This window comes from Actinacidiphila sp. bgisy167, assembly GCF_965342175.1.
In the GTDB taxonomy this organism is placed as follows: domain Bacteria; phylum Actinomycetota; class Actinomycetes; order Streptomycetales; family Streptomycetaceae; genus Actinacidiphila.
The window spans coordinates 92565-118067 of sequence record NZ_CBDRBL010000010.1; the positions used below are offsets into that span (position 1 = coordinate 92565).

The 25503-nt window shown below is 73.9% G+C and carries 25 protein-coding genes and 1 pseudogene; 10 read left to right on the top strand and 16 right to left on the bottom strand.

The genetic code is table 11. The features are described from left to right. The first annotated feature begins 11 nt into the window (after positions 1-11). The 3 genes from ACRWND_RS06430 (at position 12) to ACRWND_RS06440 (ending at position 1729) form a co-directional block, all read left to right on the top strand. Positions 12-644: a UdgX family uracil-DNA binding protein gene (locus ACRWND_RS06430; RefSeq protein WP_431946832.1), complete on the top strand. Its 633-nt coding sequence runs from the start codon at positions 12-14 to the stop codon at positions 642-644. Between the two features lie 105 nt (positions 645-749). Then, on the top strand, positions 750-989 hold the full coding sequence (locus tag ACRWND_RS06435; protein WP_431946834.1) for a DUF6480 family protein: 240 nt from the start codon (positions 750-752) through the stop codon (positions 987-989). A 212-nt stretch (positions 990-1201) separates the two neighbouring features. Beyond that, on the top strand, positions 1202-1729 hold the full coding sequence (locus tag ACRWND_RS06440; RefSeq protein WP_431946836.1) for a hypothetical protein: 528 nt from the start codon (positions 1202-1204) through the stop codon (positions 1727-1729). A gap of 28 nt (positions 1730-1757) precedes the next feature. Here the strand turns inward: ACRWND_RS06440 and ACRWND_RS06445 are convergent, their stop codons facing one another. Continuing rightward, positions 1758-2129 (bottom strand): hypothetical protein, encoded by a 372-nt coding sequence (locus ACRWND_RS06445; protein ID WP_431946837.1) that lies wholly within the window; start codon positions 2127-2129, stop codon positions 1758-1760. Then, positions 2126-3850: an aa3-type cytochrome oxidase subunit I gene (ctaD, locus tag ACRWND_RS06450; protein WP_431946839.1), complete on the bottom strand. Its 1725-nt coding sequence runs from the start codon at positions 3848-3850 to the stop codon at positions 2126-2128. Before ctaD ends, ACRWND_RS06445 begins: the two co-directional genes overlap by 4 nt. A gap of 385 nt (positions 3851-4235) precedes the next feature. Here ctaD and ACRWND_RS06455 point away from each other — a divergent pair. Continuing rightward, positions 4236-4435 (top strand): annotated as a pseudogene (locus ACRWND_RS06455) (cold-shock protein). 72 nt (positions 4436-4507) lie between these two features. Here ACRWND_RS06455 and ACRWND_RS06460 read toward each other — a convergent pair. Together ACRWND_RS06460 and ACRWND_RS06465 are read right to left on the bottom strand one after the other, a co-directional pair. Next, positions 4508-5092 (bottom strand): hemerythrin domain-containing protein, encoded by a 585-nt coding sequence (locus ACRWND_RS06460; protein WP_431946841.1) that lies wholly within the window; start codon positions 5090-5092, stop codon positions 4508-4510. 32 nt (positions 5093-5124) lie between these two features. Further along, positions 5125-6318, bottom strand: a complete 1194-nt coding sequence (locus ACRWND_RS06465; protein WP_431946843.1) for a hypothetical protein — start codon at positions 6316-6318, stop codon at positions 5125-5127. 397 nt (positions 6319-6715) lie between these two features. Here ACRWND_RS06465 and ACRWND_RS06470 point away from each other — a divergent pair, with 397 nt between their 5' ends. Beyond that, the gene (locus ACRWND_RS06470; RefSeq protein ID WP_431946845.1) at positions 6716-6931 is read left to right on the top strand and encodes a DUF2945 domain-containing protein; all 216 of its coding nucleotides are present in this window, start codon (positions 6716-6718) and stop codon (positions 6929-6931) included. Positions 6932-6934: 3 nt separating this feature from the next. Further along, entirely contained in the window at positions 6935-7285 is a 351-nt protein-coding gene (locus ACRWND_RS06475) for a DUF3140 domain-containing protein (RefSeq protein ID WP_431946846.1), read from the top strand. 89 nt (positions 7286-7374) lie between these two features. On the opposite strand, the gene ACRWND_RS06480 is transcribed toward ACRWND_RS06475, so the two are convergent. Then, entirely contained in the window at positions 7375-8184 is an 810-nt protein-coding gene (locus ACRWND_RS06480; protein WP_431946848.1) for an SDR family oxidoreductase, read from the bottom strand. Then, positions 8175-8921 (bottom strand): SDR family oxidoreductase, encoded by a 747-nt coding sequence (locus ACRWND_RS06485; protein WP_431946850.1) that lies wholly within the window; start codon positions 8919-8921, stop codon positions 8175-8177. The genes ACRWND_RS06480 and ACRWND_RS06485 overlap by 10 nt, the downstream gene beginning before the upstream one ends. 538 nt (positions 8922-9459) lie before the next feature. On the opposite strand from ACRWND_RS06485, the gene ACRWND_RS06490 reads away from it, so the two are divergent. From ACRWND_RS06490 to ACRWND_RS06500, 3 genes are all read left to right on the top strand, one after another. Beyond that, complete coding sequence (locus tag ACRWND_RS06490) at positions 9460-10728, top strand: MFS transporter (protein WP_431946880.1); 1269 nt, start codon at positions 9460-9462, stop codon at positions 10726-10728. A gap of 381 nt (positions 10729-11109) precedes the next feature. Beyond that, the gene (locus ACRWND_RS06495) at positions 11110-12312 is read left to right on the top strand and encodes a PP2C family protein-serine/threonine phosphatase (protein ID WP_431946852.1); all 1203 of its coding nucleotides are present in this window, start codon (positions 11110-11112) and stop codon (positions 12310-12312) included. 39 nt (positions 12313-12351) lie between these two features. Then, positions 12352-12873, top strand: coding sequence for an AAA family ATPase (locus ACRWND_RS06500; protein ID WP_431946854.1), 522 nt, complete (start codon positions 12352-12354; stop codon positions 12871-12873). A gap of 40 nt (positions 12874-12913) precedes the next feature. Here the strand turns inward: ACRWND_RS06500 and ACRWND_RS06505 are convergent, their stop codons facing one another. The 10 genes from ACRWND_RS06505 to ACRWND_RS06550 form a co-directional block, all read right to left on the bottom strand. Continuing rightward, a complete protein-coding gene (locus ACRWND_RS06505; protein ID WP_431946856.1) occupies positions 12914-13954 on the bottom strand; it encodes a glycosyltransferase family 9 protein in 1041 nt (346 codons plus the stop codon). Then, positions 13951-15351 carry a D-glycero-beta-D-manno-heptose 1-phosphate adenylyltransferase gene (rfaE2, locus tag ACRWND_RS06510; protein ID WP_431946858.1) on the bottom strand — a complete coding sequence of 467 codons (1401 nt, stop codon included), beginning with the start codon at positions 15349-15351 and terminating at the stop codon, positions 13951-13953. Before rfaE2 ends, ACRWND_RS06505 begins: the two co-directional genes overlap by 4 nt. Next, positions 15348-15977 (bottom strand): D-sedoheptulose-7-phosphate isomerase, encoded by a 630-nt coding sequence (locus ACRWND_RS06515; protein ID WP_431946860.1) that lies wholly within the window; start codon positions 15975-15977, stop codon positions 15348-15350. The genes rfaE2 and ACRWND_RS06515 overlap by 4 nt, the downstream gene beginning before the upstream one ends. A gap of 43 nt (positions 15978-16020) precedes the next feature. Further along, complete coding sequence (locus ACRWND_RS06520; protein ID WP_431946862.1) at positions 16021-17268, bottom strand: glycosyltransferase; 1248 nt, start codon at positions 17266-17268, stop codon at positions 16021-16023. Beyond that, positions 17265-18230, bottom strand: coding sequence for a glycosyltransferase (locus tag ACRWND_RS06525; protein ID WP_431946864.1), 966 nt, complete (start codon positions 18228-18230; stop codon positions 17265-17267). Before ACRWND_RS06525 ends, ACRWND_RS06520 begins: the two co-directional genes overlap by 4 nt. Next, positions 18227-19258: a glycosyltransferase family 9 protein gene (locus ACRWND_RS06530; protein ID WP_431946866.1), complete on the bottom strand. Its 1032-nt coding sequence runs from the start codon at positions 19256-19258 to the stop codon at positions 18227-18229. The genes ACRWND_RS06525 and ACRWND_RS06530 overlap by 4 nt, the downstream gene beginning before the upstream one ends. After that, the gene (locus tag ACRWND_RS06535) at positions 19255-19872 is read right to left on the bottom strand and encodes a D-glycero-alpha-D-manno-heptose-1,7-bisphosphate 7-phosphatase (protein WP_431946868.1); all 618 of its coding nucleotides are present in this window, start codon (positions 19870-19872) and stop codon (positions 19255-19257) included. Before ACRWND_RS06535 ends, ACRWND_RS06530 begins: the two co-directional genes overlap by 4 nt. Positions 19873-19876: 4 nt before the next feature. Further along, the gene (locus tag ACRWND_RS06540) at positions 19877-20920 is read right to left on the bottom strand and encodes a glycosyltransferase (protein ID WP_431946870.1); all 1044 of its coding nucleotides are present in this window, start codon (positions 20918-20920) and stop codon (positions 19877-19879) included. Further along, positions 20917-22578, bottom strand: coding sequence for a carbamoyltransferase family protein (locus ACRWND_RS06545; protein WP_431946872.1), 1662 nt, complete (start codon positions 22576-22578; stop codon positions 20917-20919). The genes ACRWND_RS06540 and ACRWND_RS06545 overlap by 4 nt, the downstream gene beginning before the upstream one ends. A 213-nt stretch (positions 22579-22791) precedes the next feature. Continuing rightward, positions 22792-23748 carry an NAD-dependent epimerase/dehydratase family protein gene (locus ACRWND_RS06550; protein ID WP_431946882.1) on the bottom strand — a complete coding sequence of 319 codons (957 nt, stop codon included), beginning with the start codon at positions 23746-23748 and terminating at the stop codon, positions 22792-22794. Between the two features lie 351 nt (positions 23749-24099). Here ACRWND_RS06550 and ACRWND_RS06555 point away from each other — a divergent pair, with 351 nt between their 5' ends. Next, positions 24100-25143 (top strand): NAD-dependent epimerase/dehydratase family protein, encoded by a 1044-nt coding sequence (locus ACRWND_RS06555; RefSeq protein WP_431946874.1) that lies wholly within the window; start codon positions 24100-24102, stop codon positions 25141-25143. The last annotated feature ends 360 nt before the right edge of the window (positions 25144-25503 follow it).

The window sequence follows — 25503 nt, forward strand, 5'->3', positions numbered from 1 at the left end:
AGGCGCACGGCATGGCGGACTACGACGCCTCGCCCTACGTCCCCGAAGACGCCGACCTCGCGGCACTCAGCAGCGCGGCCGCCCGCTGCCACGGCTGCCCGCTGTACGCGGATGCCACCCGGACCGTCTTCGGGCAGGGCGAGCCCTCAGCGAGTGTCGTCCTGGTGGGCGAGCAGCCGGGGGACCACGAGGACCGGCAGGGCCGCCCCTTCGTCGGCCCGGCCGGAAGAATCCTGCACAAGGCGATGGAGGAGGCTGGGATCGACCCGGGCGACGCCTATGTGACCAACGCCGTCAAGCACTTCAAGTTCACCGTCCCCGAGGGCGGCAAGCGGCGGATCCACAAGCAGCCCTCGCTGCGCGAGGTGAGCGCCTGCAAGCCGTGGCTGGACGCGGAACTGGAGCGGATAGCCCCGCGGGTCGTCGTGGCCCTCGGCGCGACCGCGGCGAAGGCTTTGATGGGGCCCGAATTCCGGGTCACAAGGCAGCGCGGGAGACTTCTCACCCCTGGCGTACCGATCGACGGCGCTCATATCGTCGCCACGGTCCACCCCTCCGCCGTGCTGCGCGCCGGCGACAACCGCGAGGAGATGTACGCGGGGCTGGTCGCGGACCTGCGCGTGGCCGCCGACGTTCTGGGCTGAGCACATGGCGGACGACCTCGGCCGACCCCGGTCGCGCCCGTTTCCGTCCCGTCCCGCGGGGCAGCCGCACAGAAGATGGGGGGACCGTCCTCAGGGAGGTGCGCCATGAGTACGCCGCCCACCGGCAACCGTTCCGCCCCTTATGGCGGCACCGAACACGCCGAACACAAGGTGCCGCCCACGGAGACGCCTCCGGCGGAGAGCAGCACGACAGAAGGGATCTCCCTGCCTGAGCGCCCGGAACTGCACAACGCGTGGGGTTTCACCCCCCTGGTGCTGATCCTCTGCGTGGTCGCCGTCTTCGTCGCGGGCGTGATCGCCATGATCGTCGCCCTGTCCTCGTAGGCACTCGAAGGCGCCGCCGCTGTGCGGCGCCGCGAGGGTGCGGTCCGGCTTCCGTCCGGCGAGACGCCCCATGTGGTGACTTAAGGCGATGTGACCTGTAGCAATGTGACACGCGCCATTTTCACCTGTTTGGGTGAGGTTGTAGATTTCCTTCAGCGAAGGGCGCCCTGATGCTTTCAGTCGGCGTGCCCGCCACGCCGAAGGAGCAGTCAATGGGTGCCGACCTCACCCCCGTCACGACCGCCACGACGCAGTGGCTCCTGCGTTCCTACCCCCACGCCGGCGGTGTCCTCGGAGCCGCCCTGGCCGAGGCCCAGGCCCGGCAGGCAGTCACCGTCGCGGCGTGGCTGCGGTACCCCACGACGACGGAGGCCGCGCTCGTCACCATGGCCGGTCCAGGAGGCTCGGGGCGCCTGGACCGGTTGGTGGGCGCAGTCGAATGGGCCGGCGAGGAGGAGTCGGCCTGGCGGTCCTGGGTCGACGAGGTGGTGGCGAGTTGGGCGGCGTGCCTGCTCGGCCGACCCGACCTGGCGCAGGAGGCGGTGGCCCTCGTGGCGCACCGGGAGCACATGGCAGGGCTCGCGTTCGACTTCCGCCGCCTGCTCTCGCCCGACGACACCGACCTGAGGGCCGCGGCGCTGCTCCGGCATCCCGACCTGCTCGAACCCGTGGCCGTCCTGCACCGCGACGCCCTGACCCTGCGCCTGGGCCTGTCCCGGGGGTGGTCCGACGCGGCCTGAACGGCGCCGGACCATCCCCGGTCCGGGCTCAGTCCCCGGTCAGGAGCACCAGGAGCGGCACGGGGACGCAGACGGCCGCTGCCAGCAGGGCGACGGTGACGACCGTGCACAGCAGTCGCTGCCGCAGGCTGCGGTAGCGCTCCTCGTACGCGTCCCGCAGAGCCCCCTCGCGCCGCGAGAGACGTCGCAGTATCACGCCGGTCAGATCGAGGCGGTCGGCGACGTAGAGCCGGAGCACCTCCTCCCGCTGGCCGGTGGTCAGCCACGGCATGCGGTCGGCGAAGGCCCCCGCGGCGATCCGGGCGTCGCCTGCCTCCGCGTGCCAGGACAGGAAGTCCTCGCAGCGAGCGATGCCGTCCGCGGCGGCCGGATCGCCTGCCTTCTTGGCCGGGCGCATCATGCCTGCCCCTCGTCGAGCGGCTTCGCGACTCCCTTGCCGGGCTCGACGACGTCGCGGCGGCCGGCGTTGAGTTCCTGGTCCATGGCGGCGACGTCGGGGTGGTGGAGGTCGAAGGCGGGGGACTCGGAGCGGATCTTGGGCAGGGTGAGGAAGTTGTGCCGCGGCGGCGGGCAGGAGGTGGCCCACTCCAGGGAGCGGCCGTAGCCCCAGGGGTCGTCGACCTCGACCGGCTTGCCGTAGCGGGCGGACTTCCACACGTTGTACAGGAACGGCAGGGTGGACATGCCGAGGAGGAAGGCGCCGATGCTGGAGACGGTGTTCAGGAACGTGAAGCCGTCGGCGGCCAGGTAGTCGGCGTAGCGGCGGGGCATGCCCTCGGCCCCGAGCCAGTGCTGGACGAGGAAGGTGCCGTGGAAGCCGATGAAGAGCGTCCAGAAGTGGATCTTGCCGAGCCGTTCGTCGAGCATCTTCCCGGTGAACTTGGGCCACCAGAAGTGGAAGCCGGCGAACATCGCGAAGACCACGGTGCCGAAGACGACGTAGTGGAAGTGGGCGACGACGAAGTACGAGTCGGTGACGTGGAAGTCCAGCGGCGGCGAGGCGAGGATCACCCCGGTCAGGCCGCCGAAGAGGAAGGTGACGAGGAAGCCGATCGACCACAGCATGGGTGTCTCGAAGCTCAGTGACCCCTTCCACATGGTGCCGATCCAGTTGAAGAACTTCACCCCTGTCGGCACGGCGATCAGATAGGTCATGAACGCGAAAAACGGCAACAGGACCGCACCCGTGGCGAACATATGGTGCGCCCACACCGTGGCCGACAGCCCGGCGATGGAGATCGTCGCTCCGATAAGGCTGACGTAGCCGAAGACGGGCTTGCGGGAGAAGACCGGGATGACCTCCGTGACGATGCCGAAGAACGGCAGCGCGATGATGTACACCTCCGGGTGTCCGAAGAACCAGAACAGGTGCTGCCACAGCAGCGGCCCGCCGTTGCCCGGGTCGTAGACGTGCGCGCCGAACTTGCGGTCCGCGAACAGGGCGAGCAGGGCGGCGGCCAGCACCGGGAACGCGAACAGCACCAGCACCGAGGTCAGCAGGATGTTCCAGGTGAAGATCGGCATCCGGAACATCGTCATGCCCGGGGCGCGCATGCAGATGATCGTGGTGACGAAGTTGACCGCGCCGAGGATCGTGCCGAACCCGGACATCGCCAGGCCCAGGATCCACATGTTGCCGCCGACATAGGGAGTGCGTTCGCCGCCCGATAGCGGGGTGTAGGCGGTCCAGCCGAAGTCCGCCGCGCCCTCGGTGGTGAGGAAGCCGGCCACGGCGATCAGTGAGCCGAACAGGAACAGCCAGTACGACAGCATGTTCAGCCGGGGGAAGGCCACGTCGGGGGAGCCGATCTGGAGCGGCATGATGGCGTTGGCGAACCCGGCGAACAGCGGGGTGGCGAACATCAGCAGCATCATCGTGCCGTGCATGGTGAACGCCTGGTTGTACTGCTCGTTCGACAGGATCTGGATGCCTGGGCGCGCCAGTTCGGCGCGCATCACCAGCGCCAGCACACCGCCGAACGTGAAGAAGCCGAAGGCGCTCGCCAGATAGAGCGACCCGATCTTCTTGTGGTCCGTCGTGGTGAGCCAGTCGACGACGACGGCACCCGGCTTGCGCCGCTCCCGTTCCGCCCCCTGTGTCGGTTCCACCTGCAGTGCCATATCTGGTGCCGCCCTTTCACCTGGATCGCGATGCCCGCCGCCTTCGCCGTGCGTCACGGTGTTCGGGCGCCTTTGCACAGGTCCTTCGTATTGCGGTCGCCTGCCACCGGAGCGGATTGCCTCTTTGGTGGGCGTGGTGCGAACACGGATGAAATGACCGGAAGCGGGCCTTCCCCTCCGTCCTGCAGGGCCGTAAGGGCGACCCGCACTCGGTTCGTCCGGCGCTTCGGCCGTCGTGCTTCGCCGATCTGGTATGCGTTGACCGCGATCCAGTCCGGTGGTGGCCCGCAGGGCGGTGCACTCGACCTCGCCGAGTGCGCCGCCGCCTTCCGAACCGCCGGGCGGCCGGACCAGGGCGCGTCGTTGCGGGGGAAGGGAACAGACGATGCCCACGGGCGTGGTGAAGTGGTTCAACGCCGCCAAGGGCTACGGCTTCATCGCACAGGACGAGGGCCTGACGTGTCCGCCCACTTCTCCGGCATCTCCGGTTCCGGCCACCGCGAGCTGCGCGGCGGGGATCAGGTGACCTTCCGGATCGTCCACGGGCGCAAGGGTCCGCGGGCGGAGGACATCGTCCGCCGCTGAGGCCGTGGCACCCGCCGGCACGGGCAACGGCCCGCCCGCCATACCGTGCGGCGGGCGGGCGGCTGCCCCAGGTCACTCCTCGCGGTCCATGGCCTGGCGGATGGCGTCGCGGGTGCGGTCCATCAGGGCCGCGACCGGTCCCACGGCGATGTTCTTCGCGGCGGTCTCCACCCCCGGGTGGGGGCGGGTGGGCGCCATCTTCTCGGCGGCCTTCACGGCCTTCGCCATCATCGCCAGCCGCTGCGGGCTGGTCCTGTGCCGCAGCTGCGCGAACTCGTACCGCTCCTCGGCCCTGGCGTGCCTGAGCACGTCGTCCCGCAGCGCGAGCAGCGCGGGCATGAACTCCGGGTCGTCGGTGTCCATCTCGTCGAGGGTGGAGAGGGCCTCCTTCGCGGCCCGCTCCTCCTCCAGCCGGTCGTCGACCACCTGCTCACCGCCGTCGAAGGCCGTGCGCGCCGCGGGGTGGACGACCTCCTCCTCCGCGGTCTCGTGCACGGCCAGCAGCCGCACAAGCCGCTGGAAGGCGTCCCGCCGGGCCTCGCCGTCACAGGTGCGTACTTCGTCGAACAGATCGTGGATGTCGCCGTGCTGGCGCGTCAGCAGCGCCACCACGTCGTCGCCGGCCACCGGGTCGCCGGGCTGAGCCTGCTGCGTCACGGGATCTCCTCTCGCAGAATCGGTCGCGCCCGCTACCGCTGCGGGTCCACGGGGTGCGGGCCTTCCGTCTCCTCCCGGTAGTCCCGGCCGAACATCTCCTGGTGCTGGGCCATCACCCGGTCGCTGGGCGGCGCCTCGCCCTCGTGGAGGCGTTCCTGCATCTGCTCGAACCGCTCGTGCGCCTCGCGCACATAGCCGGTGCCCAGGGTCGTCAGGTCCATCTGGGTCTCCAGCAGCTCGCGTAGGTACGCCTTGTTCGGCTCGAAGGTCAGCACGTTCGGCAGCGCGGGCGCCAGAACCTCCTCGGGCTCCCGGCCGTCGTGGCGGCGCATCAGGTCGCAGGCCACCCGCAGGTGCTCCAGCTCCATGTTCAGGTGCAGCTCCCAGATGGCCTTCACCTTGGGATCGCTCTCCTGCTCCATGAAGGAGTAGTAGAGGTAGCACTCGTTGTACTCGTGGTTGACCAGCTGCTCCCACCACGTCTCACCCGGGTCCACGAGGGACTCGTAGTGCGTGACGTGCTCTTCCTCGATGAGGCCGATCTCCTGGTACAGCTGGCGGGCGATCGGCTCCATGTAGGTGGGGCCGGTGTTCATGTAGAAGTTCATCGTCTGCTGCTCCGCCGCCATGATCGTCAGGGCGTGGAGCTTGGACAGCGGATTGACGCTGGTGCGGTCGTACGGCTCGCGGACATTGTCGACCGGGTTGCGGTGGTGCAGCGGTGTGGGCCGTCCGGGCATGACCTCGGTCAGGCCGTCGACGATCGACTCGGCCTTGCGGTGCTCGATCATCTCGTACAGGTTCGCGTACCGGTACAGGTGGTCGAAGTCCTCCAGCACACCGAACTCGTAGGCCTGCTTCAGGTACGGGTCCGGCTCCATGCGGGCCACCCAGGCGGTCAGGTCGACCGCGACCTGCTCGTAGGCGATCGTCGTCTCCAGCACCGACGACACGCCCGGCAGAAGCCAGTTCACGGCCTTCTGCTGCTGTGCCTCGATGTACCGCGTCCTGGCGAGTTGCTGCTTGACCTGGACGTCGTCGCAGTTGCGGGCGAGGTGGTGGCCGAAGAAGATCGCCTCCGTCTCGATCCCGTTCATCGCGATGATGCGACACCGCGTGTACGGGTCCGCCGCGTCCGGGTCGATGGGCTCCACGTTCAGCTCCCGCCAGCTGCGCAGCTGACGGTCGAGCGGGATGCCCCGCTGCTCCAGGGGGTTGAAGGTCACGGCACTACTCCTGCTTCAGCGCCCTCACCGTGGTGAGGCCTGGGGTTCGTTGCCGGGACGGCCTCATGTGCGAGGCAGTCCCGTGCTGTGGTCGACTGCGCCGGCGAGGCGCCCCCCTGTGCTCCCGCGAGGCGGCTACGTCCCGTAGCCGGGCCCCGGCCGTACGGCGGGGCCGGCGCACGGCCCAGGAAGGATCGGGGAGGTCGGACCTGGCGTTGCGGCGCCGTGAACAGCCTGGCAGCCCCCATGCGGAGCCGCACTCGGGGTGCCCGCGTCCGTGTGAGGAGGCGGTGCACGCCGGGCGGGCCGGCTGCCCGCAGAGGTGAGGAATCGGACGAGACGGCAGGGGCAGGCGCATGAGGGCAGGGGTGGGTGGGGTGTCCCGAGGAGGTGTGCCATGGCCGAACGCGATGTCGGCAAGGGCGACCAGGTGTCGTGGAAGAGCCACGGCCAGAAGGTGACCGGACGGGTCAAGAAGAAGATCACGAAACGGACCCGGGCGGCGGGTCGGACCGTCGACGCCTCGCGCGAGGAGCCGCAGTACGAGGTGGAGAGCGACAGGTCAGGGCGCACCGCGGTGCACAAGCCCGGGGCGCTGCGGAAGGAGGACTGAGCCATGGCCGAGGCCGAGCGGCGCGACGACCGGAGGCAGACCGTGGCCGCCTTCGAGGAGGCCGTCAACATGACCGCGGCGCAGCTCGAGAAGTGGCTCGGCACCGAGGCGTCGCAGAGCGTCGGACAGAGCGACGGACACGGCGGTGGTGAGAGCGTCGGCCATGCCTCGGGCCGGCGCATCGTCACACTCCTGCGCACCAGGAAGGGCGATCTCAGCGACGACGACCTGGCGCACATGCGCAAGGTCGTGGGCTACGTCCACCGCCACATCAAGCAGCGGCCCGGCGGCGACGTCACCGACACCAGGTGGCGGTCCTCGCTGATGAACTGGGGCCACGATCCGCTCAAGTGACCCGGTTCGCGCGGGATGAGGCCACTGGTGAGCGAGGCCCCCCGCTCTGACGGACCTGCCGCCACCTCCCACCGCTGTCGCGTGGTGCCTCAGGGGCGTCGCCAGGAGTCGTCCCCGAGATGGGAACCAGCCATCGGCCCCATGCGCAGCATGCCGCCGTCGACCGCCCAGGAGGCGCCGGTGACGTAAGCGGCGTCGCGGCCGGCGAGGAAGGCGATGACGGCGGCGACCTCCCGGGCGTCACCGGGACGGCGCAAGGGGATGCCGGGCCGTGGCACGGCGTGGACATCGGCGTCCTCCTGGCCCGTCATCGGGGTGGCGATCTCCCCGGGTGCCACGGCGTTGACCGTGATGCCGTACTCCGCCAGCTCCAGGGCCATCACCTGGGTGAGCAGACCGAGGCCGCCCTTCGCCGCACAGTAGGGGGCGGCGCCGACCCGCGGCTGGTGCTCGTGGACCGATGTGACGTTCACGATGCGCCCGCCGCCGCCCTGGGCGATCATGCGGCGGGCCGCACGCTGGCCGCACAGGAACGGCCCGACCAGGTCGACGTCGACCACCTCCCGCACCGTCGCCAGATCCAGTTCGAGGAACGCCGTCATGGTGCCCGTACCGGCGTTGTTCACCAGGATGTCGACGCGTCCGAGACGGTCGACGAGCCCGTCGAGGACATCGGCGGCCGCGGGGAGGTCGGTCAGGTCGAGCCGGCTGACCTCGGCCCGCCGGCCGTGCCGGCGGACCTCCTCCGCGGTGGCCTCCGCCCCGTCGCGGTCGCAGTGGTAGGTGATGCCCACGTCCAGGCCGTCGGCGGCCAGGCGCACCGCGGTGGCGCGGCCGATGCCGGAGTCGGCCCCGGTGACGACCGCGACGCGGCCCGTCGCGTCCGCCGTCACGGCCACGAGGGCTCCCTGCGCGGCACGACGACCAGTTCCGACAGCGCGCTGCCGACGGGCACCGACAGGGCGTACAGGACGGTGTCGGCGACGATCTCCGGGCTCTGCAGCAGAGAGACGTCGGCGTCGGGGAACCGCTCCAGGATGAACGGGGTGTGCATGCCGCCCGCGATGACACCTGTCACCCCGATGCCCGGGCAGTCGCGCTGCGCCTCCTGGAACAGGGTGTGGGTGAAGGCGCGCAGGCCCGCCTTGGAAGCGGCGTAGGGTCCGGCCTCGGTCCAGGTCCGGGTCGCCGCGGTCGACAGGATGTTGACGATGTGCCCGCCGCCGCGGGCGACCATGCGCCGGTAGGCCTCCAGGACCAGGTACACCGGGCCGAGCAGATTGGTGGTGACCACCCCGGTCACCTCCTGCGCGCTGAGGCGCTCGATCGGCTTCGACACGTCGACGGCGGCGTTGTTGACCAGGATGTCCACCGGCGTCCGCTCCTCGTCCAGATCGCGGAAGACGGTCGCGACGGCCGCGGCGTCGCGGATGTCCAGTTCCACCACGCGGGCCGAGCCGCCGTCGCGGGTGATCCCGTCGCACACCTCCTGGGCCAGGTCCTTGCGTACGTCCGCCACGAGTACGGGCGCCCCGGCGGCCGCGAGGCGGCGGGCGACGGCCGCGCCCAGTCCGCGCGCCGCGCCGGTCACCAGGGCCTGCCGGCCGTACAGGTCGACGTGGACCGCCTCACTCATGCCGATCCGCCTTTCGCTCGGAGACCCGGGAGACCGGGAAGGGACGTGCCGCGGCGGCGCCGCCCTGTCGCTCTCCACTCTGGGCGCCGTCACGGCCCCGGGCATGCCGGGCAGGGCAACGGTGTGCCCGGCGGCGTGGGGCCGGGCTGTGACCAAGCCCACGCGATGCCCCGGAGCCCAAGGCGCACGCGGGCTGCGGCGGCGCGGACCGGGCGCCCGCGCCGCCGCGTGGCCCCGCTCACAGGGGGCGCTCTGACACGCTGGGCGGCGCCATGGCCGGGTCGGACCCGATGCCGTGGCAACCGTCCGTCGGCGAAGGCGCCGCGCCGCTCCCGCGGCATCGCGGGGGTCGCGGCCCTCCGCCCTCGCCCGCCTTGTGCGCCGCAGGGCTCGTCCCCGATCACACATCACCATGTCCCTCTCCTCGTCCGTCCCGTCCGCCGCCGTGAGCGCCCAGAGCGCCGAAGGCGCCGCGAGCGCCGCCCCTGCCGCGGCCGGCGACTCCCGTTCCCCGTGGCGTTCCCTGCGCTACCGGAGCATGCGCTGGTGGTCCGTCGCCAACTTCGTGTCGAACACCGGCACCTGGATGCAGCTGACCGTGCAGAACCTGCTCGTGCTGCACCTCACGGGCTCCGCCGCCGCCACGGGCCTGTCGATCTCGGTACAGGCCGCTCCGGGCGTCCTGGCGAGCCTTTTCGGCGGCGCCGCGGTGGACCGGTGGCCGCGGAAGCTCACCGCCGGAGTCAGCCAGCTGCTGCTCGGCGTGGTGGCCTTCGTCACGGCGGCCCTCGTGGCCACCGGCGGCCTGTCGATGGGCGTGCTGATGGCGCTGGCCGCGGTGACCGGCGTCATCGCCACCGTCGACGGGCCCGCCTGCGCGCTGCTGGGCAACGACCTGGTCCGCAAGGAGGACGTGCCCTCGGCGATCGGAGTAGGCTCGCTCATCACGAACGCCGGCCGGCTGGCCGGCACCGCCCTGGCCGGGGTGGCCGTCGCCGGGTTCGGCACGGCCGCGGCCTACGCCGCCAACGGGCTGTCGTTCTGCTTCGTCGCCGCTGTCATCCCGTTCCTCCGCCCGGTCGGCGGCGCGCTCACCCGCTCCAGGGGCGGCGCCCGCCCGGCGCCTCGTGCGCGGGCCGCGCAGGAGCAGGAGGCGCTGACCGTGCGGCAGGGCCTGGCCTTCTTCGTGCGCCGCCCTCGGCTGATGGCTCTGGCGGGCGTCACCACCCTCAGCGCCGTCTTCGGCCGCAACTACCAGCTGACACTCGCCGTCCTGGTCACCGGGCCGCTGGCGGCGGGCGCCGGCGCCTTCGGCACCGTCTCCACGGTGCTGGCGCTGGGCGGAATCTGCGGCGCGGTGCTCGGCGCGCGCTTGCGCCGGCCCTCGGTGCGCCTGGTCGGCGTGCTCGCCGCGGCGGGCGGTCTGCTGCAGATCGTGGCCGGGCTGTCGCCGTCCTTGGCGCTGCTGCTGGTGATGGTGCTGCCGATGGCCCTGGTCGAAGCGGTGTCCGACACGGCCGGCACCACGGTGCTGCAGACCGACCCACCGCCGCACCTGCGGGGCCGGGTGCTGGGCATCTGGGGGAGCGTGCGCACCCTCAGCGGGCTGGCCGGACCGCCGGCGCTCGGGTTGTTCATGCAGCTGGCGGGGGCACGGGGAGCCCTGGTCGGAGGCGGGGCGCTCATCGCCGCCACCGTGGCGGCCGGCTGCCTGGTGCGGCAGCGCCGTACGGCCCGTCCCGTGCTCGTGCGGCTGTGGAGCCGGGCGGGCGCCGCCTCGCGAGCGGCGCTCAGGACCGCGGCGTAGCCCACCGGCGGCATCACGGCTCGATCTCCGCACGGGGCGGCCCTCGCCGGACGCGGGCGAGGACCGCCTGGGGGAGCGCGGCCGGGCCGTGGCCGTCGGGAATGGCGCGGCGGAAGATGGCCTGGGCCGACGCTGACGCGTTCCCGCACTTCGCTCCGGGGTGAGCGTAGCAGTGTGCGTTCGCCTCGCTGCAGAACGCGGTCGCCGAGACGCCGAAAGCCGCACCTGGAGTCGGAGGAAGCCCCCGGCCGGCCGCGCCCCGTCCCCGGCAAGGCGCAGGGCCGCACAGGTACACCGTGACCTCAGGACGTCCAGCGGATGCACCGGGTGCCCGTCTGGCGTGAGATGGAGACGGGATGTCGTCGCGGATCGGCGGGACGGATGGGTGCCAGGGAAAGTGACTCGGCCATGGACGCGCTGCTGGACGCGTTGCACCGCGCAGAACCGGGACGGCTGCCGCACGTCGTGCAGCGGCACTACGCGGACCTCGGGCTGGAGAAGACCACCATCTATGTGGCTGATCTTCAGCAGAACGTCCTGGTGGCGCTGCCGGACGACGAAGGCGGCCGGCCTCCGCAGCAGCTGCCCATCGACGCCAGCCTGGCCGGTTGGGCCTACCGGTCCGAGTCCCCGCGCATCGAGCCGGGCGAACATGACACCGTCGTGCTGTTCGTGCCGATCATCGACGGAGTGGAGCGGCTGGGCGTGCTGCGCGTCGAGACGAGCGCGCTGAACGCCGCGACCGTCCGGCGCTGCCAGTCCGTGGCCGCCCTGGTGGCGATGGCCCTGGCGACCAAGGGCGCCTACAGCGACGTGCTGGCCCGTACGCAGCGCGCCGCGCCGATGGGCGTGGCGGCGGAGATGGTGTGGGCGTTCCTGCCGCCCCGCACCATCGGCACCGAGCTGATCACCTCCACCGCCGTGGTGGAGCCCGCCTACGAGGTCGGCGGCGACGTCTTCGACCACTCGGTGGTCGACGACGTCCTGCACACCGCCGTGGTAGACGCCATGGGCCACGACCTGGCGGCCGGCCTGACCTCCTCGGTGGTGCTGGCGGTCTGCCGCAACGCGCGCCGCGCCGGCGCCGACCTGCCGGAGATCCTGGACACCGTCGAAGAGCACCTCCAGCGGCTCTTCCCCGAGCGCTACGCCACCGGGACCTTCCTCAGCCTGCAGACGACCACCGGGCGTCTGCGCTGGGTCAACTGCGGGCACCCGCCGCCCTATCTGCTGCGGGACGACGCCCTGGTGCCCGGGGCGTTCCACAGGGAACCCGGACTGCCGCTGGGGACGGGTATCGGAGCGGCAGGACAGCGGCAGGTGCACGAGGTGCGCCTGGAGCCGGGCGACCGCGTCCTGCTCTACACCGACGGCGTCACCGAGGCCCGGCTGACCGGGAGCGCCTTCGGCGAGGAACGCTTCATCGACTACATCAACCGTGCGGCCGCGGCCGGGGAGCCGGCGCCGGAGGTGCTGAGGCGCCTCGTCCACGCGATCCTCGGATCGCAGGCCGGGCGCCTGAGCGACGACGCGACCATCCTGCTCTTCGAATGGCATCCCCTGCGCCAGGCCCAAATGCCCTGACGGCACCTCTGGCGCCCGGCGACCGGATAGGGTCGCGCGGTGATCATCTGGCTGAACGGAACCTTCGGCGCAGGCAAGACGACGACGGCGGCCGAGCTCACCCGGTGGGTGCCCGGTGCGCGGGTCTTCGACACCGAGCACGTCGGCTACATGCTTCGGCACGTGCTCGAGAAGGCCGTTCCGGTGCGGGACTTCCAGGAGTGGCCCCCGTGGCGGACCCTCGCGGTCGCCTCGCTGGTCCAGGTGCACGGCTATGTCGGCGGGACGCTGGTCGTGCCGCAAACCGTGCTGGTGGAGGCCTACTGGCGGGAGATCGAGGCCGGACTGGAGCGGGCGGGCCTGCCCGTACGGCACGTCGTGCTGCACGCGGACCCGGACACGCTCACCCGGCGGATCGAGGGCGACACGGTGGAGACCGGCGCCCGGCGGTGGAGGCTGGACCACCTGGCGGAGTACGAGAAGGCCCTGCCGTGGCTGCGGGCGGCGGGGACCGTGGTGGACACCACCGACCAGCCGCCGGTAGCGGTGGCGCGGCGCATCGCGGAGTCCGCCGGGTCCTGAAGACCGGCGGCCGCCTTCTCACGGGGCGCGGTCCTCGGCCCTACCCGGCTCGTCCCCGGTGGACGCGGACGCGGGTGGTGCCGTCCGGGGCACTCACCGGGCGTGGCGCCCGCATCGCGTCGCGGGCGGCGTGCAAAACCTCGTCCACCGTGATGCGCAGCAACCGTTCGTCGGGCCGCAGGCCGTGCGCGTCGCCCGGCCGGGCCGCGCCGTGCCGGTCCCCGTGCCAGAGCACACGGTGGCAGGGGCGGTGCGGAGGGCCCCACAAGCGCGGCGACACGGGGCCGAAGAGCACCACCGAGGGGGTGCCGAACGCCGAGGCCAGGTGCGCCAGACCGGTGTCGCCCACGATGACGCACCGGGCGTGCGCGACGAGGGCGGCCAGGCGGGTGAAGGGCACGTCGGCGGTGCCGCCCAGCACGTCTCCCGCGGCGAGGCCCGCTCGGTGCGCGACCCGCCGGGCCAGCTCGGCCTCTCCGGCGCCCGCGGTGATCACCACCCGGTGGCCCGTGCGCCGCAAGCGGTCCGCGACAGCCGCGAACTGCTCCGCGGGCCAGCGCCGTGCCGGTGCGTCGGCGCCCGGGTGGACCACCACCGCACCGGGGGCCGGCGAGGCGGCGCGCGGCCGGAGCAGGGCCAGGTCGGAGGGGTCGGCGGGTAGGCCGTACCAGGTGAGCAGACGGCACCAGCGGGCACGCTCGTGTTCGTCCTCGTGCCAGACCGGGCCGACCAGGGCGGGGCTGCCCGGACGGGCGTAGGCGAGCAGCCGTTCCGGCCGCAGGCGCTGGAGCAGGAGGTGGCTGGGCGGCCCGTTGCCGTGCAGGTCCACCGCGAGCCGGGGCGGTGGGCCGCGCCAGGGGAGGGAGTCTGGGACGGCCCGGCCCGGGGCCGCCGCGGGCAGCAGGCGGTCCACCGCCCCCGTCGCGGCGCAGACGCCCGCCAGTCGCGCGGGGGCGGCGAGCACCAGCTCGTGGTCGGGCAGGGCCCGGCGCAGCGCGCGCAGGGCCGGGACGGCGGTCAGAAGGTCGCCCAGGCCGAGGGCGCGCAGCACCAGGACCCGCGGCCGTGCGGGGCCCGTCATGGCGCGGGGGGTCGCACGCTGGCGGCGGCGCGGTGGGCGAGCCGGGTGGTGGAACGGCCGTTCAGGTAGGGCAGGACCACGCACTGACCGCCCCAGGACCGTACGGCCGCGGCCTCGGGAAGCGCGTCGGCGTCGTAGTCGCCGCCCTTGGCCCACACCTCGGGGCGAAGCCGGCCGAGCAGCGAGGTGGGGGTGTCCTCGTCGAAGACGGCGACGGCGTCGACGCATTCCAGTCCGGCCAGGACGCGCAGCCGGTCGGCCAGCGGCGACAGGGGCCGTCCCGGGCCCTTGAGCCTGGTGATCGACGCGTCGGAGTTGACGCAGACGATCAGGCAGTCCCCGATCCGGCGGGCGCTCTCCAGCAACCCGACATGGCCCGCGTGCAGCAGGTCGAAGCAGCCCCCCGTGGCGACCACGGTGCCGCCGCGCGCGCGGACCTGCTCGGCGAGCGCGAAGGGGTCGGTCCGCGCCTCGGCCCGGACGGCGGGCTGGGCGTGGCCGGTGCTCCACAGGGCCGGGTTGCCCGCCCCGCCATCCGCCACGAACGCCGCGGCCTCGGCGACGCCGCGCTGGACGGCCTCCTCGGGGAGGCAGCCGTCCGCCAGTGCCCCGGCGGTCTCGGCGGCGAAGCAGTCGCCGGCGCCGCAGGCGTCGCCGGCGGCCCGGTACGGGGCCGGCACCAGCATCGGTGATGCCGCTCCCGGCCTGGTGAGCAGGACGCCGCGTTCGCCGAGGGTGACGGCGACGGCCGCCGCGCGCCAGCGGCCGGCCAGTTCGGAGCCGGCTTCGGCGCAGGAACGCAGGGAGGCGTCGGCCGCGGCTCCGTCGGCGAACGCCCGCACCTCGGCGGCGTTCGGCGTGACGAGCCGCGCGCCGGGCACGGGGGTCTGCCCCCGCGGATGGGGGTCCCACACCACCGTCGCCCGGCGTCCCAGCGCCGCCAGGTGCTCCCGGACGGCGGTGGCGGTGCCCCTGCCGTAGTCGGCGACCAGGACGGTGTGCGCCTGCCGCAGCGCCTCGGCGACGGCCCTGCCGGGGCGGCCCGGGGCGCCGTTTCCCCGGTCGACCCGGACCAGGGGGCGCCCGTCGGCCAGGACCCGCGTCTTGACGGGCAGCGTCCCGTGCAGCGGGAGTTCCACCACCCTGACCCGGGAGGTCAGCAGACGGCGTACGGTCGCGCTGGCCGGGTCGCCGCCGAGTGCGGTGACCAGCAGCACCTGCCTGCCGCCGCGGGCGGCCAGCACCGCCGCCAGGGCGGCCCCGCCGGGCCGGTGCCGGTCATGGGCCACGTCGACGACCGGCGCGGGGGCGTCCGGGGCCAGTCGCGCGCAGACCCCCTCGATGTCCTGGTCGAGCAGGGCGTCGCCCACGACCACCAGCGGTGCCCGGGCGGTCATGACGTCCTCCGGCGCACGGCGGCGGGGGTGAACGGGTCGGCCCCGGGAGAGGTGAGGGCGTCGTCGAAGCACGCGCACAGCAGATGGACGGCGACCAGGTGGGTCTCCTGGATGGTGGCCGCACCGTCGGCGTCCACGCACAGCGCCTCGTCGGCGGCGTTCGCCAACGGGTTGGGCCGGGGCCCTGTCAGGGCCCACACGCGCAGGCCGGCGGCCCGTCCGGTCCGGGCGGCGGCGAGCAGATTGGGGCTGCGGCCCGAGGTGGACAGCAGCACCAGCACATCACCGGGGCGGCCGTGCGCGGCGACCTGGCGGGCGAAGACCTCCTGGTACCCGTAGTCGTTGCCGATGGCGGTCACGCTGGACGTCTCCGCGTGCAGGGCGATGGCCGAGTACGCCGGACGCTCCTGCTGGTAGCGGCCGACGAGTTCGGCCGTCAGATGCTGGGCCTGGGCGGCGCTTCCGCCGTTGCCCGCCGCGAGGAGACGGCCGCCGAACGGCAGCACCGCCGCCAGGTGGGCGCCCCAGGCGGCGACCTGTTCCACGTTCTGCCGGCGGAACCGGGACAGGGCCTCCTGCAGGGACTGGCAGTGCCGCTGCACGCTGTCGCGTGTGTAGTCGCTCATCCCGGTCCTCCTCGGTCGGCTGGGTGGTTGGTGGGGCGGCCGGTCAGTTGCGGGCCGCGGCGGCGGGCGTCCCCGCGCGGGAGGTGAGGACGTCCTGGTAGACGCGCTCGGTGGACTCGGCGACGCGGGACCAGGAGAAGCGGCTGAGGACGCGTCGCCGGCCTGCCGCCCCGCAGGCGGCGCGGGCGGCCGGGTCGGCGAGCAGCCCGCGGACGGCCAGCGCCAGAGCGGTGGGGGAGCGGGGCGGGACGAGCCGTCCGGTGCCGGGGTCGGTGACGGTGTCCAGGTGGCCCCCCACGGTCGTGGCCACCACCGGGCGGCCGCAGCTCATCGCCTCCAGCGGGACGATGCCGAACGGCTCGTAGTCGGCGGGGCAGACCACCAGGTCCGCGCCGCGCATGAGCAGCGCGATCTGCTCGCCGGGCACTCCGCCGGTGAAGCGCACCCGGTCGGCCACCCCGCTCGCCAGCGCCAGGCCCCGCAGCCTGCGCACCTCCGCGTCCTCGTGCAGACGCTCCCGCGCGGGGCCGCCCACGACGACCAGTTCGGCGCCGGGCAGCCTCGGCAGTGCGGCGATCGAGACGGCGGCGCCCTTGCGGGGGACCATCCGCCCCACCTGCAGCAGACGGTACCGGTACGGGCCGCGCGGGGCGGCGGGCCCCAGCGGGGTGAAGCGGTCCGTGTCCACCCCGCAGGGCACGACACTCACCCGGTGCTCCGGTATCCCCATCGCGGCCAGTTCCAGCACCTCGTCACGGCATGTGGCGATCACCCGGTCGCAGCCGATGCCGACTTCCGTCTCCCAGACGACGCGGGAGGCGGGACTTGTGTCGGCGGCTCCCTGGTGACGCCGCTTGACCGTGCCCAGCGCGTGGTAGGTGTGCACCAGCGGCAGGCGCAGCTGCCGGGCCGCCTGCAGACAGGCCACGCCCGACATCCAGAAGTGCGAGTGGACGACGTCCGGCGGCCGCAGCCGCCAGGACCGTGCCAGGTGACGGGCGAACTCGGTCATATGCGGGAGCAGTTCGTCCTTCGGCACCGGATGTGGCGGGCCCGCCGGCACATGATGGACCTCCACGCCCGGGCACAGCGGCACCAACTGCGCCAGGTCGGGCGCGTCCCGGCGGGTGTAGACGGTGACGCGGTGGCCGCGTCCGGCGAGCGCCGCGGCCAGCCTGGCGACATGCACGTTCTGACCGCCCGCGTCGACGCCGCCCAAAGTGGCGAGCGGACTCGCGTGCTCCGACACCAGGGCGATCGCCATGGAGTCGGCGGTGTGGCGACCGTTCATGGGCACACCTCCTTGAGCAGGCGCTCCCAGTCGTGCAGGAAGCGTTTCAGTCCGTAGCGCTGGAGCGCCGCCTGACGGGCCCGCGCGCCGTCCTCGGCCGCCGCGGCGGGGTCGTGCACATAGCGGCGGGCCGCGGCGGCCAGCACCTCGGGGCGAGTGGAGACGGTGCCGGTGCCCGGGGTGACGGCCTCGACGACCTCGGTGGTGGCCAGGGCCACGACGGGCATGCCCAGGTGCATGGCCTCCAGCAGCGACAGCCCCAGTGACGTCCAGCGCACCGGGTGCAGGTAGAGGCGCCGCCGCGCCATGGCGTCGTGCAACTCGAACTGGGGCAGGTCGGCCGTGCGGCACCGTTCGGGGGGCACCTCCAGGTGCTCGGCCAGTCCTTCGGTGCGCATGCCGAAGACATCCAGTGGCACGGCCTCGGACAGCGACAGCAGCAGGTCCGTTCCGGTGAACCGGCCGCGCCGGACGGGTTCGTTGACCACGACCGCCGCGCGGGGCAGGGTCCCGCTGTAGCGGTGGCCCGGGTCCACGATGCCGTGCTCGATGACCACCGCGCGGGTGCTTCCGTTGTCCCAGAACAGGCGGTTGAAGTGGGTGACGTGCACCAGGGTGAGGTCGTCGCGGTCGGCGAACGGATGCCGGGTGCAGGGCACCCGCCCGGCCGGGGCATTGTGCTCCAGATAGACGGCGGGCACGTCGCGGCCCGGCAGGCGGCCGTCCAGCCACCGTGCGGCCAACTCGAGTTCGTGCGGCCGCTGCAGGAGCACCAGGTCCACCGGTTCCTCCCGCAACCGCGCCGGGGTCACCTCCCGGACCGTCGCGGGCCAGGGGAAGGTGGCGGCCCGGCCGCGTCCGTCGGGACCGCGCCCGTCGGTGACGGGTACCAGGTAGGTGTGCGGTCCCTGGACGAACGCCGTCGTCCAGGATCCGTGCACGTGCCACAGCAGAATGTTCACGGGAGTGCGCCTCCTCGGGTGCGGCCGGTCAGGCGGTCGACGGCGGCCAGGACCGCCGCGTCGTCCACGGCGTCCAGACAGGGATGTCCGGGGACGGGGCAGCGCCGGGCGCGGCTGCCCGCGCAGGCGGCTTCCTGATCGCCCAGCAGCACGTGCGGCACTCCGTACGGGCGCCACCGCCCGGCCGGCACGACGGGGGAGAACAGGCAGACCACCGGCGTTCCCACGGCTGCGGCCAGGTGCATCGCCCCGGTGTTGCCGACCACCACGGCCCGCGCGGAACGCAGCACTCCGGCGAGTTGGGGCCAGTCCGTGGCGCCGCCCAGGTCCAGCCCGTGGTCACCGGCGACCGCGGCGGTCAGGTGCTTCTCCTCCCGGCTGCCGGTGACCACCACCCGGTGGCCCGCGGCGGAGAGCGCCGCCACGGCGCGGGCGGCCCGGCGGACGCTCCACCGCCGTGCCTCGACCGCCGCGCCGGGGTGCACGACGACGTACGGGCCGGGGCCGGTCAGACGGGCCGTGCCGGGCGGCCGCAGGATGCGCAGCCCGCCGTCGTCGCCGTGCGGCAGCGGGAACCCGGCGGCGCGGGCCAGGTCGAGCGCGGCGGCCGCCTCGTGCCTGCGGGGCCGCCTGGTGTGCCGCAGGTCCAGCAGCGAGCCGGGGTAGTCCTCGCAGTCCGCGCAGACGTCGCCCACGCCCGCCAGCTTGAGCAGCAGGGCGACCGGCAGGGGGCTCTGGTGGAAGGAGACCAGGATCAGAGCCCGGTCGAACCGGCCCGCGCTGATCCGCCGCACCACCTCGCGCGTCGCCTCCGCGGACACCGGGGCCGGGTCCAGCCCCACCCAGGGCGCGTCGTGCACCAGCACCTCGTCCACGCCCGGCAGCATCCGCGCCGCCGGCAGGCCCAGGGGCCCGCACAGCAGGGCGGTGTGCGCCGAGTGCGCGGCGACAGCGCGCACGGCCGGTCCGGCCAGCAGGACGTCCCCCGCACTGTCCAGCCTGACCACGAGGGTGCGCGGCGTGCTCACCGTACGGCTCCCGCCAGCACCATCCGCACCGCCTCGAGAAGATTCTCGGCGGTGGACCGGGCCGCCCGGATCTCTCGCGGGCGGGTGGCCGGGGTGGGCACCAGGATGCCATGCGCGCCGGCGGCCTCGGCGGCGGCCACGTCGGAGCCGATGTCCCCGATGACGGCCACGTGCGCGGCCGGCACCCCCAGCCAGTGGGAGGCGGCGAGGACGAGGCCCGGCGCGGGCTTGCGGCAGCCGCAGCCGACGAGGTGCGGGCACACCGCCCACACGGCGAACGGCCCGAGCAGCGTCTCCGTCCGCCGCCTCACCGCCAGGATCTGATGCTTCGTGAGCAGGCCGCGGGCGACCCCGGACTGGTTGGACACCACGCCGACGGGGATGCCGCGGTCCCGCACGGCGTCGACGGCCTCCCGCGCCGTGGGCATGGGCTCCACCCGGTCCGGGTCGCCGTTGTAGGGCACGTCGGCGACCAAGGTGCCGTCGCGGTCGAAGAGCACCGCCTGCGGAAAGCCTCGGGGCGGCGGTGTCGAGGCGCCGGGGAAGAGCCACGGCCCCCACATGCCGCCGAGTGGCGGGCCACCCGAGGTCCCGGTGGTGAAGCGGGCGGTCATGTCCTCACCTCCTCGGCCGGCTGTTCCGCCGCCGCGGGCGCCCGCGCCGGGAGCCGGCGCAGCGGCGCGACACGCCGGTGCTCACCTGGCCGCGCAGCCAGTGCCAGGTGGCGGCGGGCGGGATCACCGCGCTGGTGAGCGCCATCGCCGTCACCTCGGCGCGCGACCGCGGGCCGGGGGCGATCCGCGCCCAGGCGAACTCGGCGGTGCCGGCGAGCCAGAGGGCCGCGCAGCCCGCGGCGGCGGAGCGACGGCCGAACGCCGCCAGCGGGAGCGCCGCCGCCGCGGCGGCGGTGATCAGCACATGGCGGCGCAGCCGGCCGCGCGGCGCTCCTGCCCGGCCCCACCAGTGCCGTCCATGCAGACGGGTCATCAGCACGTCATCGGCGTTGCCCGCCTGCAGGCGCACCGAGATCCACCGGCCGGCCGGGCGCACCGGGTGGACGGTGGTGCGCCGCCCGGCGGCCAGGGACCAGCCGGCGTCGAGGACGCGCAGCGCCAGGTCGGCGTCCTCGCGGAAGGCGCGGCGGAAGCGTTCGTCGAAGCCGCCCACGGCGCGCAGGGCCTCGGTGCGGTAGGCCATGTCGGCGGTGATCCAGCGCGCGGTGGCCAGTCCGGCGGTGTTGCGTTCCCAGTCGGTGGCGGCCCGGCCCTCGGGCAGCGGCACCTGGATGCGGGCCGTGACGGCGGCGGTGCCGCCACCGGCCGCGGCCAGGTCGCCGGCCAGATCCGCGGCCCACGTGGGTCCCGGGACGACGTCGTCGTCGAGGAAGACCACCCAGGGCACCGAACCGGCCAGCCGCCAGCCGATGTTGCGGGCGGCGGCCGGCCCCGCCGCCCGGCCGCGGACCACGGTCGTGCGCGCGCGCAGGCCGGGGGACACCTGCAACGGCGGGCACTCGTCGCCGGGCCGGTCGTCGACCACGACCACGGCCGCGGGAGGGGGTCCGGCAGCCGCGTCGAGCGCACGCAGGCACACCTCCAGGCTGGGCCGGCCCAGGGTGGGGACGACCACGGCGTAGTCCGGCCCGTCCCTGCGGGGCCTCATCGAGGACCGCCCGCACCATCGGCGAACAGCTCCGCGCGCCGTACCGCGTACGGGCCAATGGCCAGCAGGTCCACCGGGGTGGAGCCGAAGCACTCCAGCGCGTCGCGCGGGTCGTCCACCATGGGCCGGCCGGCGGTGTTGAGGCTGGTGTTGACGACCACCGGCAGGCCGGTGCGCCGCTCGAACTCCTCCAGCACCCGCGCCATCAGCGGTTCGGCGGCCGGGTCCACCGTCTGGATGCGGGCTGTCCCGTCGACGTGGACGACCGCGGGGATGCGCTCCCGCCAGGCCGGCGCGACGTCGTGCACGAAGAGCATGTACGGGCTCGGCAGGGGGCCGTGGAAGATCTCCTCGGCCCGGCCGGCGAGCACCATCGGCGCGACAGGCCGGAACTGCTCGCGTCCCTTGACGTCGTTGAGGCGCTCCAGGTTGCCGGCGTGGCCGGGGTGGGCGAGCAGCGAGCGGTGCCCGAGCGCACGCGGGCCGTACTCGGAGCGCCCCTGGAACCATGCGACGATCGCGTTGCCGGCCAGCGCCTCCGCCACGGCGACGGCGATGTCGGCCGGCCGCTCGAAGGGGACCGCCGCGGTCTTGAGGAAGGCGCCGAGCTCCGCGTCCGTCCACTCCCGGCCGAGGTCCGCGCCGGGCATCGGGGCGGGATCGTCGCCGCCGGTCGCCGCCAGGTACAGGGCGCCACCGAGCGCCGTGCCGGCGTCGCCCGCGGCGGGCTGCACCCACACCGTGGCGAAAGGGCCCTCGGCGGCGACACGGGAGTTCGCCACGCAGTTGAGCGCCACGCCGCCCGCCATCGTCAGCAGGCCGTCGTGCGTCCGGCCGTGCAGCCACCGCACGAGGTCCAGCAGCACCTCCTCCAGCACGGCCTGGGCACTGGCCGCCACATCGGCGTGCTCCTGGGTCCACGGCTCGTCCACGGCGCGGGCCGGGCACAGCTCGGCCCAGGGCACGCCGCCCGCGTGGAAGCCGCCGTCCCCGGTGGAGTACACGTGCCGGCGCAGCTCGCCGAGCATGCGCGGCCGGCCGTACGAGGCCAGGGCCATCACCTTGAACTCGTCCGAGGAGCGCAGGAAGCCCAGGTGCTCGGTGAGTTCCTCGTAGACCAGGCCGAGGGAGTGCGGCAGCCGCTGGGCGTGCAGCGGCTCCAGCCGGTCGCCGACGCGGTGGGCCGCCAGGTGCGAGGTGCTCTCCCCGCGTCCGTCCAGGACCAGCACCGACGAGGAGCGGGCGTCGCGGGCGGCGAAGGCGCTGGAGGCGGCGTGCGCCATGTGGTGTGCGACGAACCGCACCCGGTGCGGGTCCAGGCCGGGAAGGGCGGTGGCCAGGAAGGCGGGCGCCTGCCGCGCGTAGGTCAGCCGGACGTGGTCCCAGGGGTCGTCCAGTCCCATGTCCTCCGCGGGACGTGCCAGCGCGGGGTTGAAGGAGTACGCGACGGCGTCGAGGTCGGCGGGCCGCAGCCCGGCCCGCCGCAGGCACCAGGCCGCCGCCTTCTCCGGCAGCTCCCAGGCGGAGAAGGGCACGGGGCGCTTGCCGTGCTTGCGCCGGGAGAAGCGTTCCTCCTCCGCGGCGGCCACGGTGCGGCCGTCGACGACAAGGGCGGCGGCCGGGTCGTGGAAGAGCGCGTTGATTCCCAGGATGCGCATGGCGTACCGGCCTTTCACGGGACGGCGACGGGACGTGGGACGTCGCGGAGGGCGGAGGGCGGACGGCGGAGGGCGGACGGCGGAGGGCCGGACGGGGGACGGCGACGGGACGTGGGACGTCGCGGAGGGCGGACGACGGACAGACGGCAGACGGCGGAGGGTGGCGCGTCGGGCGGACGCCGTGAGCGGGCGGGGCCGTCGTGGACGCGGAGGTCAGCCGGCGGCCGGCTGGGCGCGGAACCATGCGATGGTGCGCCGCAGCCCTTCCTCGGCGGTCACCGACGGCTCCCAGCCGAGCTTGTCGCGCGCCAGCGTGATGTCCGGGCATCGCACCGCCGGGTCGTCGGTGGGGCGGTCGATGAAGCGGATATCGGAGGCGGAACCGGTGAGTTCGATGACCAACCGCGCCAGCTCGAGCATGCTGAGCTCGGCCGGGTTGCCGATGTTCACCGGCCCGCGCATGCCGTCGGCGGCCACCGCGAGCACGCCCCGCACGGTGTCGTCGACGAAGCACAGCGACCGGGTCTGGCTCCCGTCACCGGTCACCGTGAGCGGCTCCCCGGACAGTGCCTGGCGGATGAAGGTGGGCACCGCCCGGCCGTCGTAGCCGCGCATACGGGGCCCGTAGGTGTTGAACAGCCGCACGATGCCCGCGTCCGTGCCGCGGCTCTCCGCCTCGGCCGTGACCAGCGCCTCGCCGAAGCGCTTGGCCTCGTCGTAGACGCTCCGCGGTCCGACGGGGTTCACATGGCCCCAGTAGCGTTCGTTCTGCGGATGCTGCTGCGGATCCCCGTACACCTCGGACGTGGACGCGAAGACGAAGCGGGCGCCGTGGTCGCGGGCCAGCGCCAGGGCGTTGCGGGTTCCGAGGCTGCCGGTCTCCAGCGTGTGCAGCGGGAGCCGCAGGTAGTCCGAGGGGGAGGCGGGGGACGCGAAGTGCAGCACCAGGTCCGCGTCGCGGTGCACGGCCAGGCCCTCGGCCACGTCGCCCGGAGCGAGGGTGAAGCCGGGGCGGCCGTGGAGCGCGGAGAGGTTCTCGCGGCGGCCGGTGCTGAAATCGTCGACGCAGGTGACCGCCGTGCCGGCGTCCAGCAGCGCGGCACACAGGTGGGAACCGAGGAACCCGGCACCGCCGGTGACGACGGCGTGCTCCCAGGGGGGCGAGGACATGCGCGTCATTCGATCTCCTCCCGTCGGGCGGATCTCGCCGCAGGCGCGGCTGACGTGCCACTCCTCACCATCGGCCCCGGGGGGTGAGGAGGCCCGTCCATGTGCGCCGTTCGGGTGAACGCGGGCTTCGGGCCATGCGCCCCGTTCCTGCCGTCGGCGCAGGTCATGAGGGTGGAGCCGGAGGGGCGAACGCGGAACCCGGGGGCGGGCGCCGGGCCGGCGCGGTGGTTGAACGGAGCTTCGGCGGGGCAACCCGAAGGGCGTACCGCCCGTCTGGGACGCCGCCGGGCCTCGCGGCCGTCCGTCGGCACGGCCCGCCGTCCCAGGTCCCGTGCGAAGGAAGGGGCCCGTATGACGCCCCCCGCTCCTCTCACGCCGCCCCTGCCATGGCGACGCGCCCTCGTCACCGGCGGCGCCGGCTTCCCCGGCACCGCGCTCTGCGAGTATCTGCTGGACGCGGGCGTCGACGTCGACTGCGCCGACCGCGCCACCAAGGCGGCGCGCGTCGGCCATCTCGGCCCCTGCCCCGGCTTCCGCTTCCTGCCGTGCGATCCGGCCGATCCGGAGGCACCGGGGCTGCTGGACGGTCCGTACGACGTCGTCCTCCACCTGGCCTGGCCCGATCCGGGAGAGCGCCGTGCCGACCCCCTCCGCGCCCTCGAGGCGGGCTGCGACGGCACCCGCCGGGCCCTGGCCATCGCCCATCGGGACGGCGCCCGGCTGCTCTTCGCCTCGGCCTCCGAGGTCTACGGCGAGCCGCGGACGCACCCGCAGCGCGAGGACGACCCGGGATGCGTCGACCCGGTCGGGCCGCACTCGCTGGCCGCCGAGTCGCGGCGCTTCGCGGAGGCGCTGGTCACCGCCCATGTGGCCGCTCACGGCAGCGACGCGGGCATCGTCCGGCTGTTCTGCGCATACGGGCCGCGGATGCCGGCGCACGAAGGACACGCCGTACCCACGTTCATCCGCCAGGCGCTGGCGGACGAGCCGCTGACCATCACCGGCGACGGCACCCAGACCCGCTGCCTGTGTTATGTGGACGACGTCGTCGAGGGGATCCTCACCGTCGCCGCGAGCCGCTCCGTGCGGCCGGTCAACATCGGCGGCACCCAGGAGATGTCGGTGACGGACCTGGCCCGCAGCGTCCTGGACCTGACCGGCTCCAGGTCCCCGCTCCGCTTCGTCGACCGGCCGCCGGGAGAGCCCGAGCACCTGAGGCCCGACACCACGCTGGCGACGGAACTGCTCGGCTGGCGGCCCCGGGTGTCCTGGACGGACGGGCTGAAGACCACCATCGCGTACTTCGCGGGCGCCGCCGGACGAACGGAGCTGCCGCACGCCGCGGCCCGCGAGCCGGCGCGCACCGGCCGGCGTCGTCGTCCTGCCCGGGGATGACCGGGCCGCTGCGAGGCCGTCCCGCGGGCGTCCAGGCACCCTCGATCGCGGCGTCGCGGTGTTCCCCCGCCCGCCGCGGAGTGTGCCCGGCTCCTGCCAGGGCAGTCGAGGAGCATGGCGTCACCCCGAACGCCGCTCCAGGCGTCCGGCGCAACGTCGCCCGAAAACACGATCTGCGGGCACTCCGAGGAGCGGCCATGCGGCACGACACCCCATCAGACGACGCGCGGGGCACGCCAGCGCCCCCCGAGGAACGGCACGAGCAGCGGCCGGCCGACGCAGGCGGCTTCGGTGCTGCGGCACGCGAGCGGGACGCGGGAAGCGAGGCTCCTGAGGCGGCACGCGACGTGCCGCCTCCGG

Excerpts from the sequence above, each read along its gene's own strand:
- ACRWND_RS06430 (WP_431946832.1), top strand. The coding sequence starts at position 12 with ATGGCGGACTACGACGCCTCGCCCTACGTCCCCGAAGACGCCGACCTC.
- ACRWND_RS06435 (WP_431946834.1), top strand. The coding sequence starts at position 750 with ATGAGTACGCCGCCCACCGGCAACCGTTCCGCCCCTTATGGCGGCACC.
- ACRWND_RS06440 (WP_431946836.1), top strand. The coding sequence starts at position 1,202 with ATGGGTGCCGACCTCACCCCCGTCACGACCGCCACGACGCAGTGGCTC.
- ACRWND_RS06445 (WP_431946837.1), bottom strand. The coding sequence starts at position 2,129 with ATGATGCGCCCGGCCAAGAAGGCAGGCGATCCGGCCGCCGCGGACGGC.
- ctaD (WP_431946839.1), bottom strand. The coding sequence starts at position 3,850 with ATGGCACTGCAGGTGGAACCGACACAGGGGGCGGAACGGGAGCGGCGC.
- ACRWND_RS06470 (WP_431946845.1), top strand. The coding sequence starts at position 6,716 with ATGGCCGAACGCGATGTCGGCAAGGGCGACCAGGTGTCGTGGAAGAGC.
- ACRWND_RS06475 (WP_431946846.1), top strand. The coding sequence starts at position 6,935 with ATGGCCGAGGCCGAGCGGCGCGACGACCGGAGGCAGACCGTGGCCGCC.
- ACRWND_RS06485 (WP_431946850.1), bottom strand. The coding sequence starts at position 8,921 with ATGAGTGAGGCGGTCCACGTCGACCTGTACGGCCGGCAGGCCCTGGTG.
- ACRWND_RS06490 (WP_431946880.1), top strand. The coding sequence starts at position 9,460 with ATGCGCTGGTGGTCCGTCGCCAACTTCGTGTCGAACACCGGCACCTGG.
- ACRWND_RS06495 (WP_431946852.1), top strand. The coding sequence starts at position 11,110 with ATGGGTGCCAGGGAAAGTGACTCGGCCATGGACGCGCTGCTGGACGCG.
- ACRWND_RS06505 (WP_431946856.1), bottom strand. The coding sequence starts at position 13,954 with ATGACGGGCCCCGCACGGCCGCGGGTCCTGGTGCTGCGCGCCCTCGGC.
- rfaE2 (WP_431946858.1), bottom strand. The coding sequence starts at position 15,351 with ATGACCGCCCGGGCACCGCTGGTGGTCGTGGGCGACGCCCTGCTCGAC.
- ACRWND_RS06515 (WP_431946860.1), bottom strand. The coding sequence starts at position 15,977 with ATGAGCGACTACACACGCGACAGCGTGCAGCGGCACTGCCAGTCCCTG.
- ACRWND_RS06520 (WP_431946862.1), bottom strand. The coding sequence starts at position 17,268 with ATGAACGGTCGCCACACCGCCGACTCCATGGCGATCGCCCTGGTGTCG.
- ACRWND_RS06535 (WP_431946868.1), bottom strand. The coding sequence starts at position 19,872 with ATGACCGCCCGCTTCACCACCGGGACCTCGGGTGGCCCGCCACTCGGC.
- ACRWND_RS06540 (WP_431946870.1), bottom strand. The coding sequence starts at position 20,920 with ATGAGGCCCCGCAGGGACGGGCCGGACTACGCCGTGGTCGTCCCCACC.
- ACRWND_RS06545 (WP_431946872.1), bottom strand. The coding sequence starts at position 22,578 with ATGCGCATCCTGGGAATCAACGCGCTCTTCCACGACCCGGCCGCCGCC.
- ACRWND_RS06550 (WP_431946882.1), bottom strand. The coding sequence starts at position 23,748 with ATGTCCTCGCCCCCCTGGGAGCACGCCGTCGTCACCGGCGGTGCCGGG.
- ACRWND_RS06555 (WP_431946874.1), top strand. The coding sequence starts at position 24,100 with ATGACGCCCCCCGCTCCTCTCACGCCGCCCCTGCCATGGCGACGCGCC.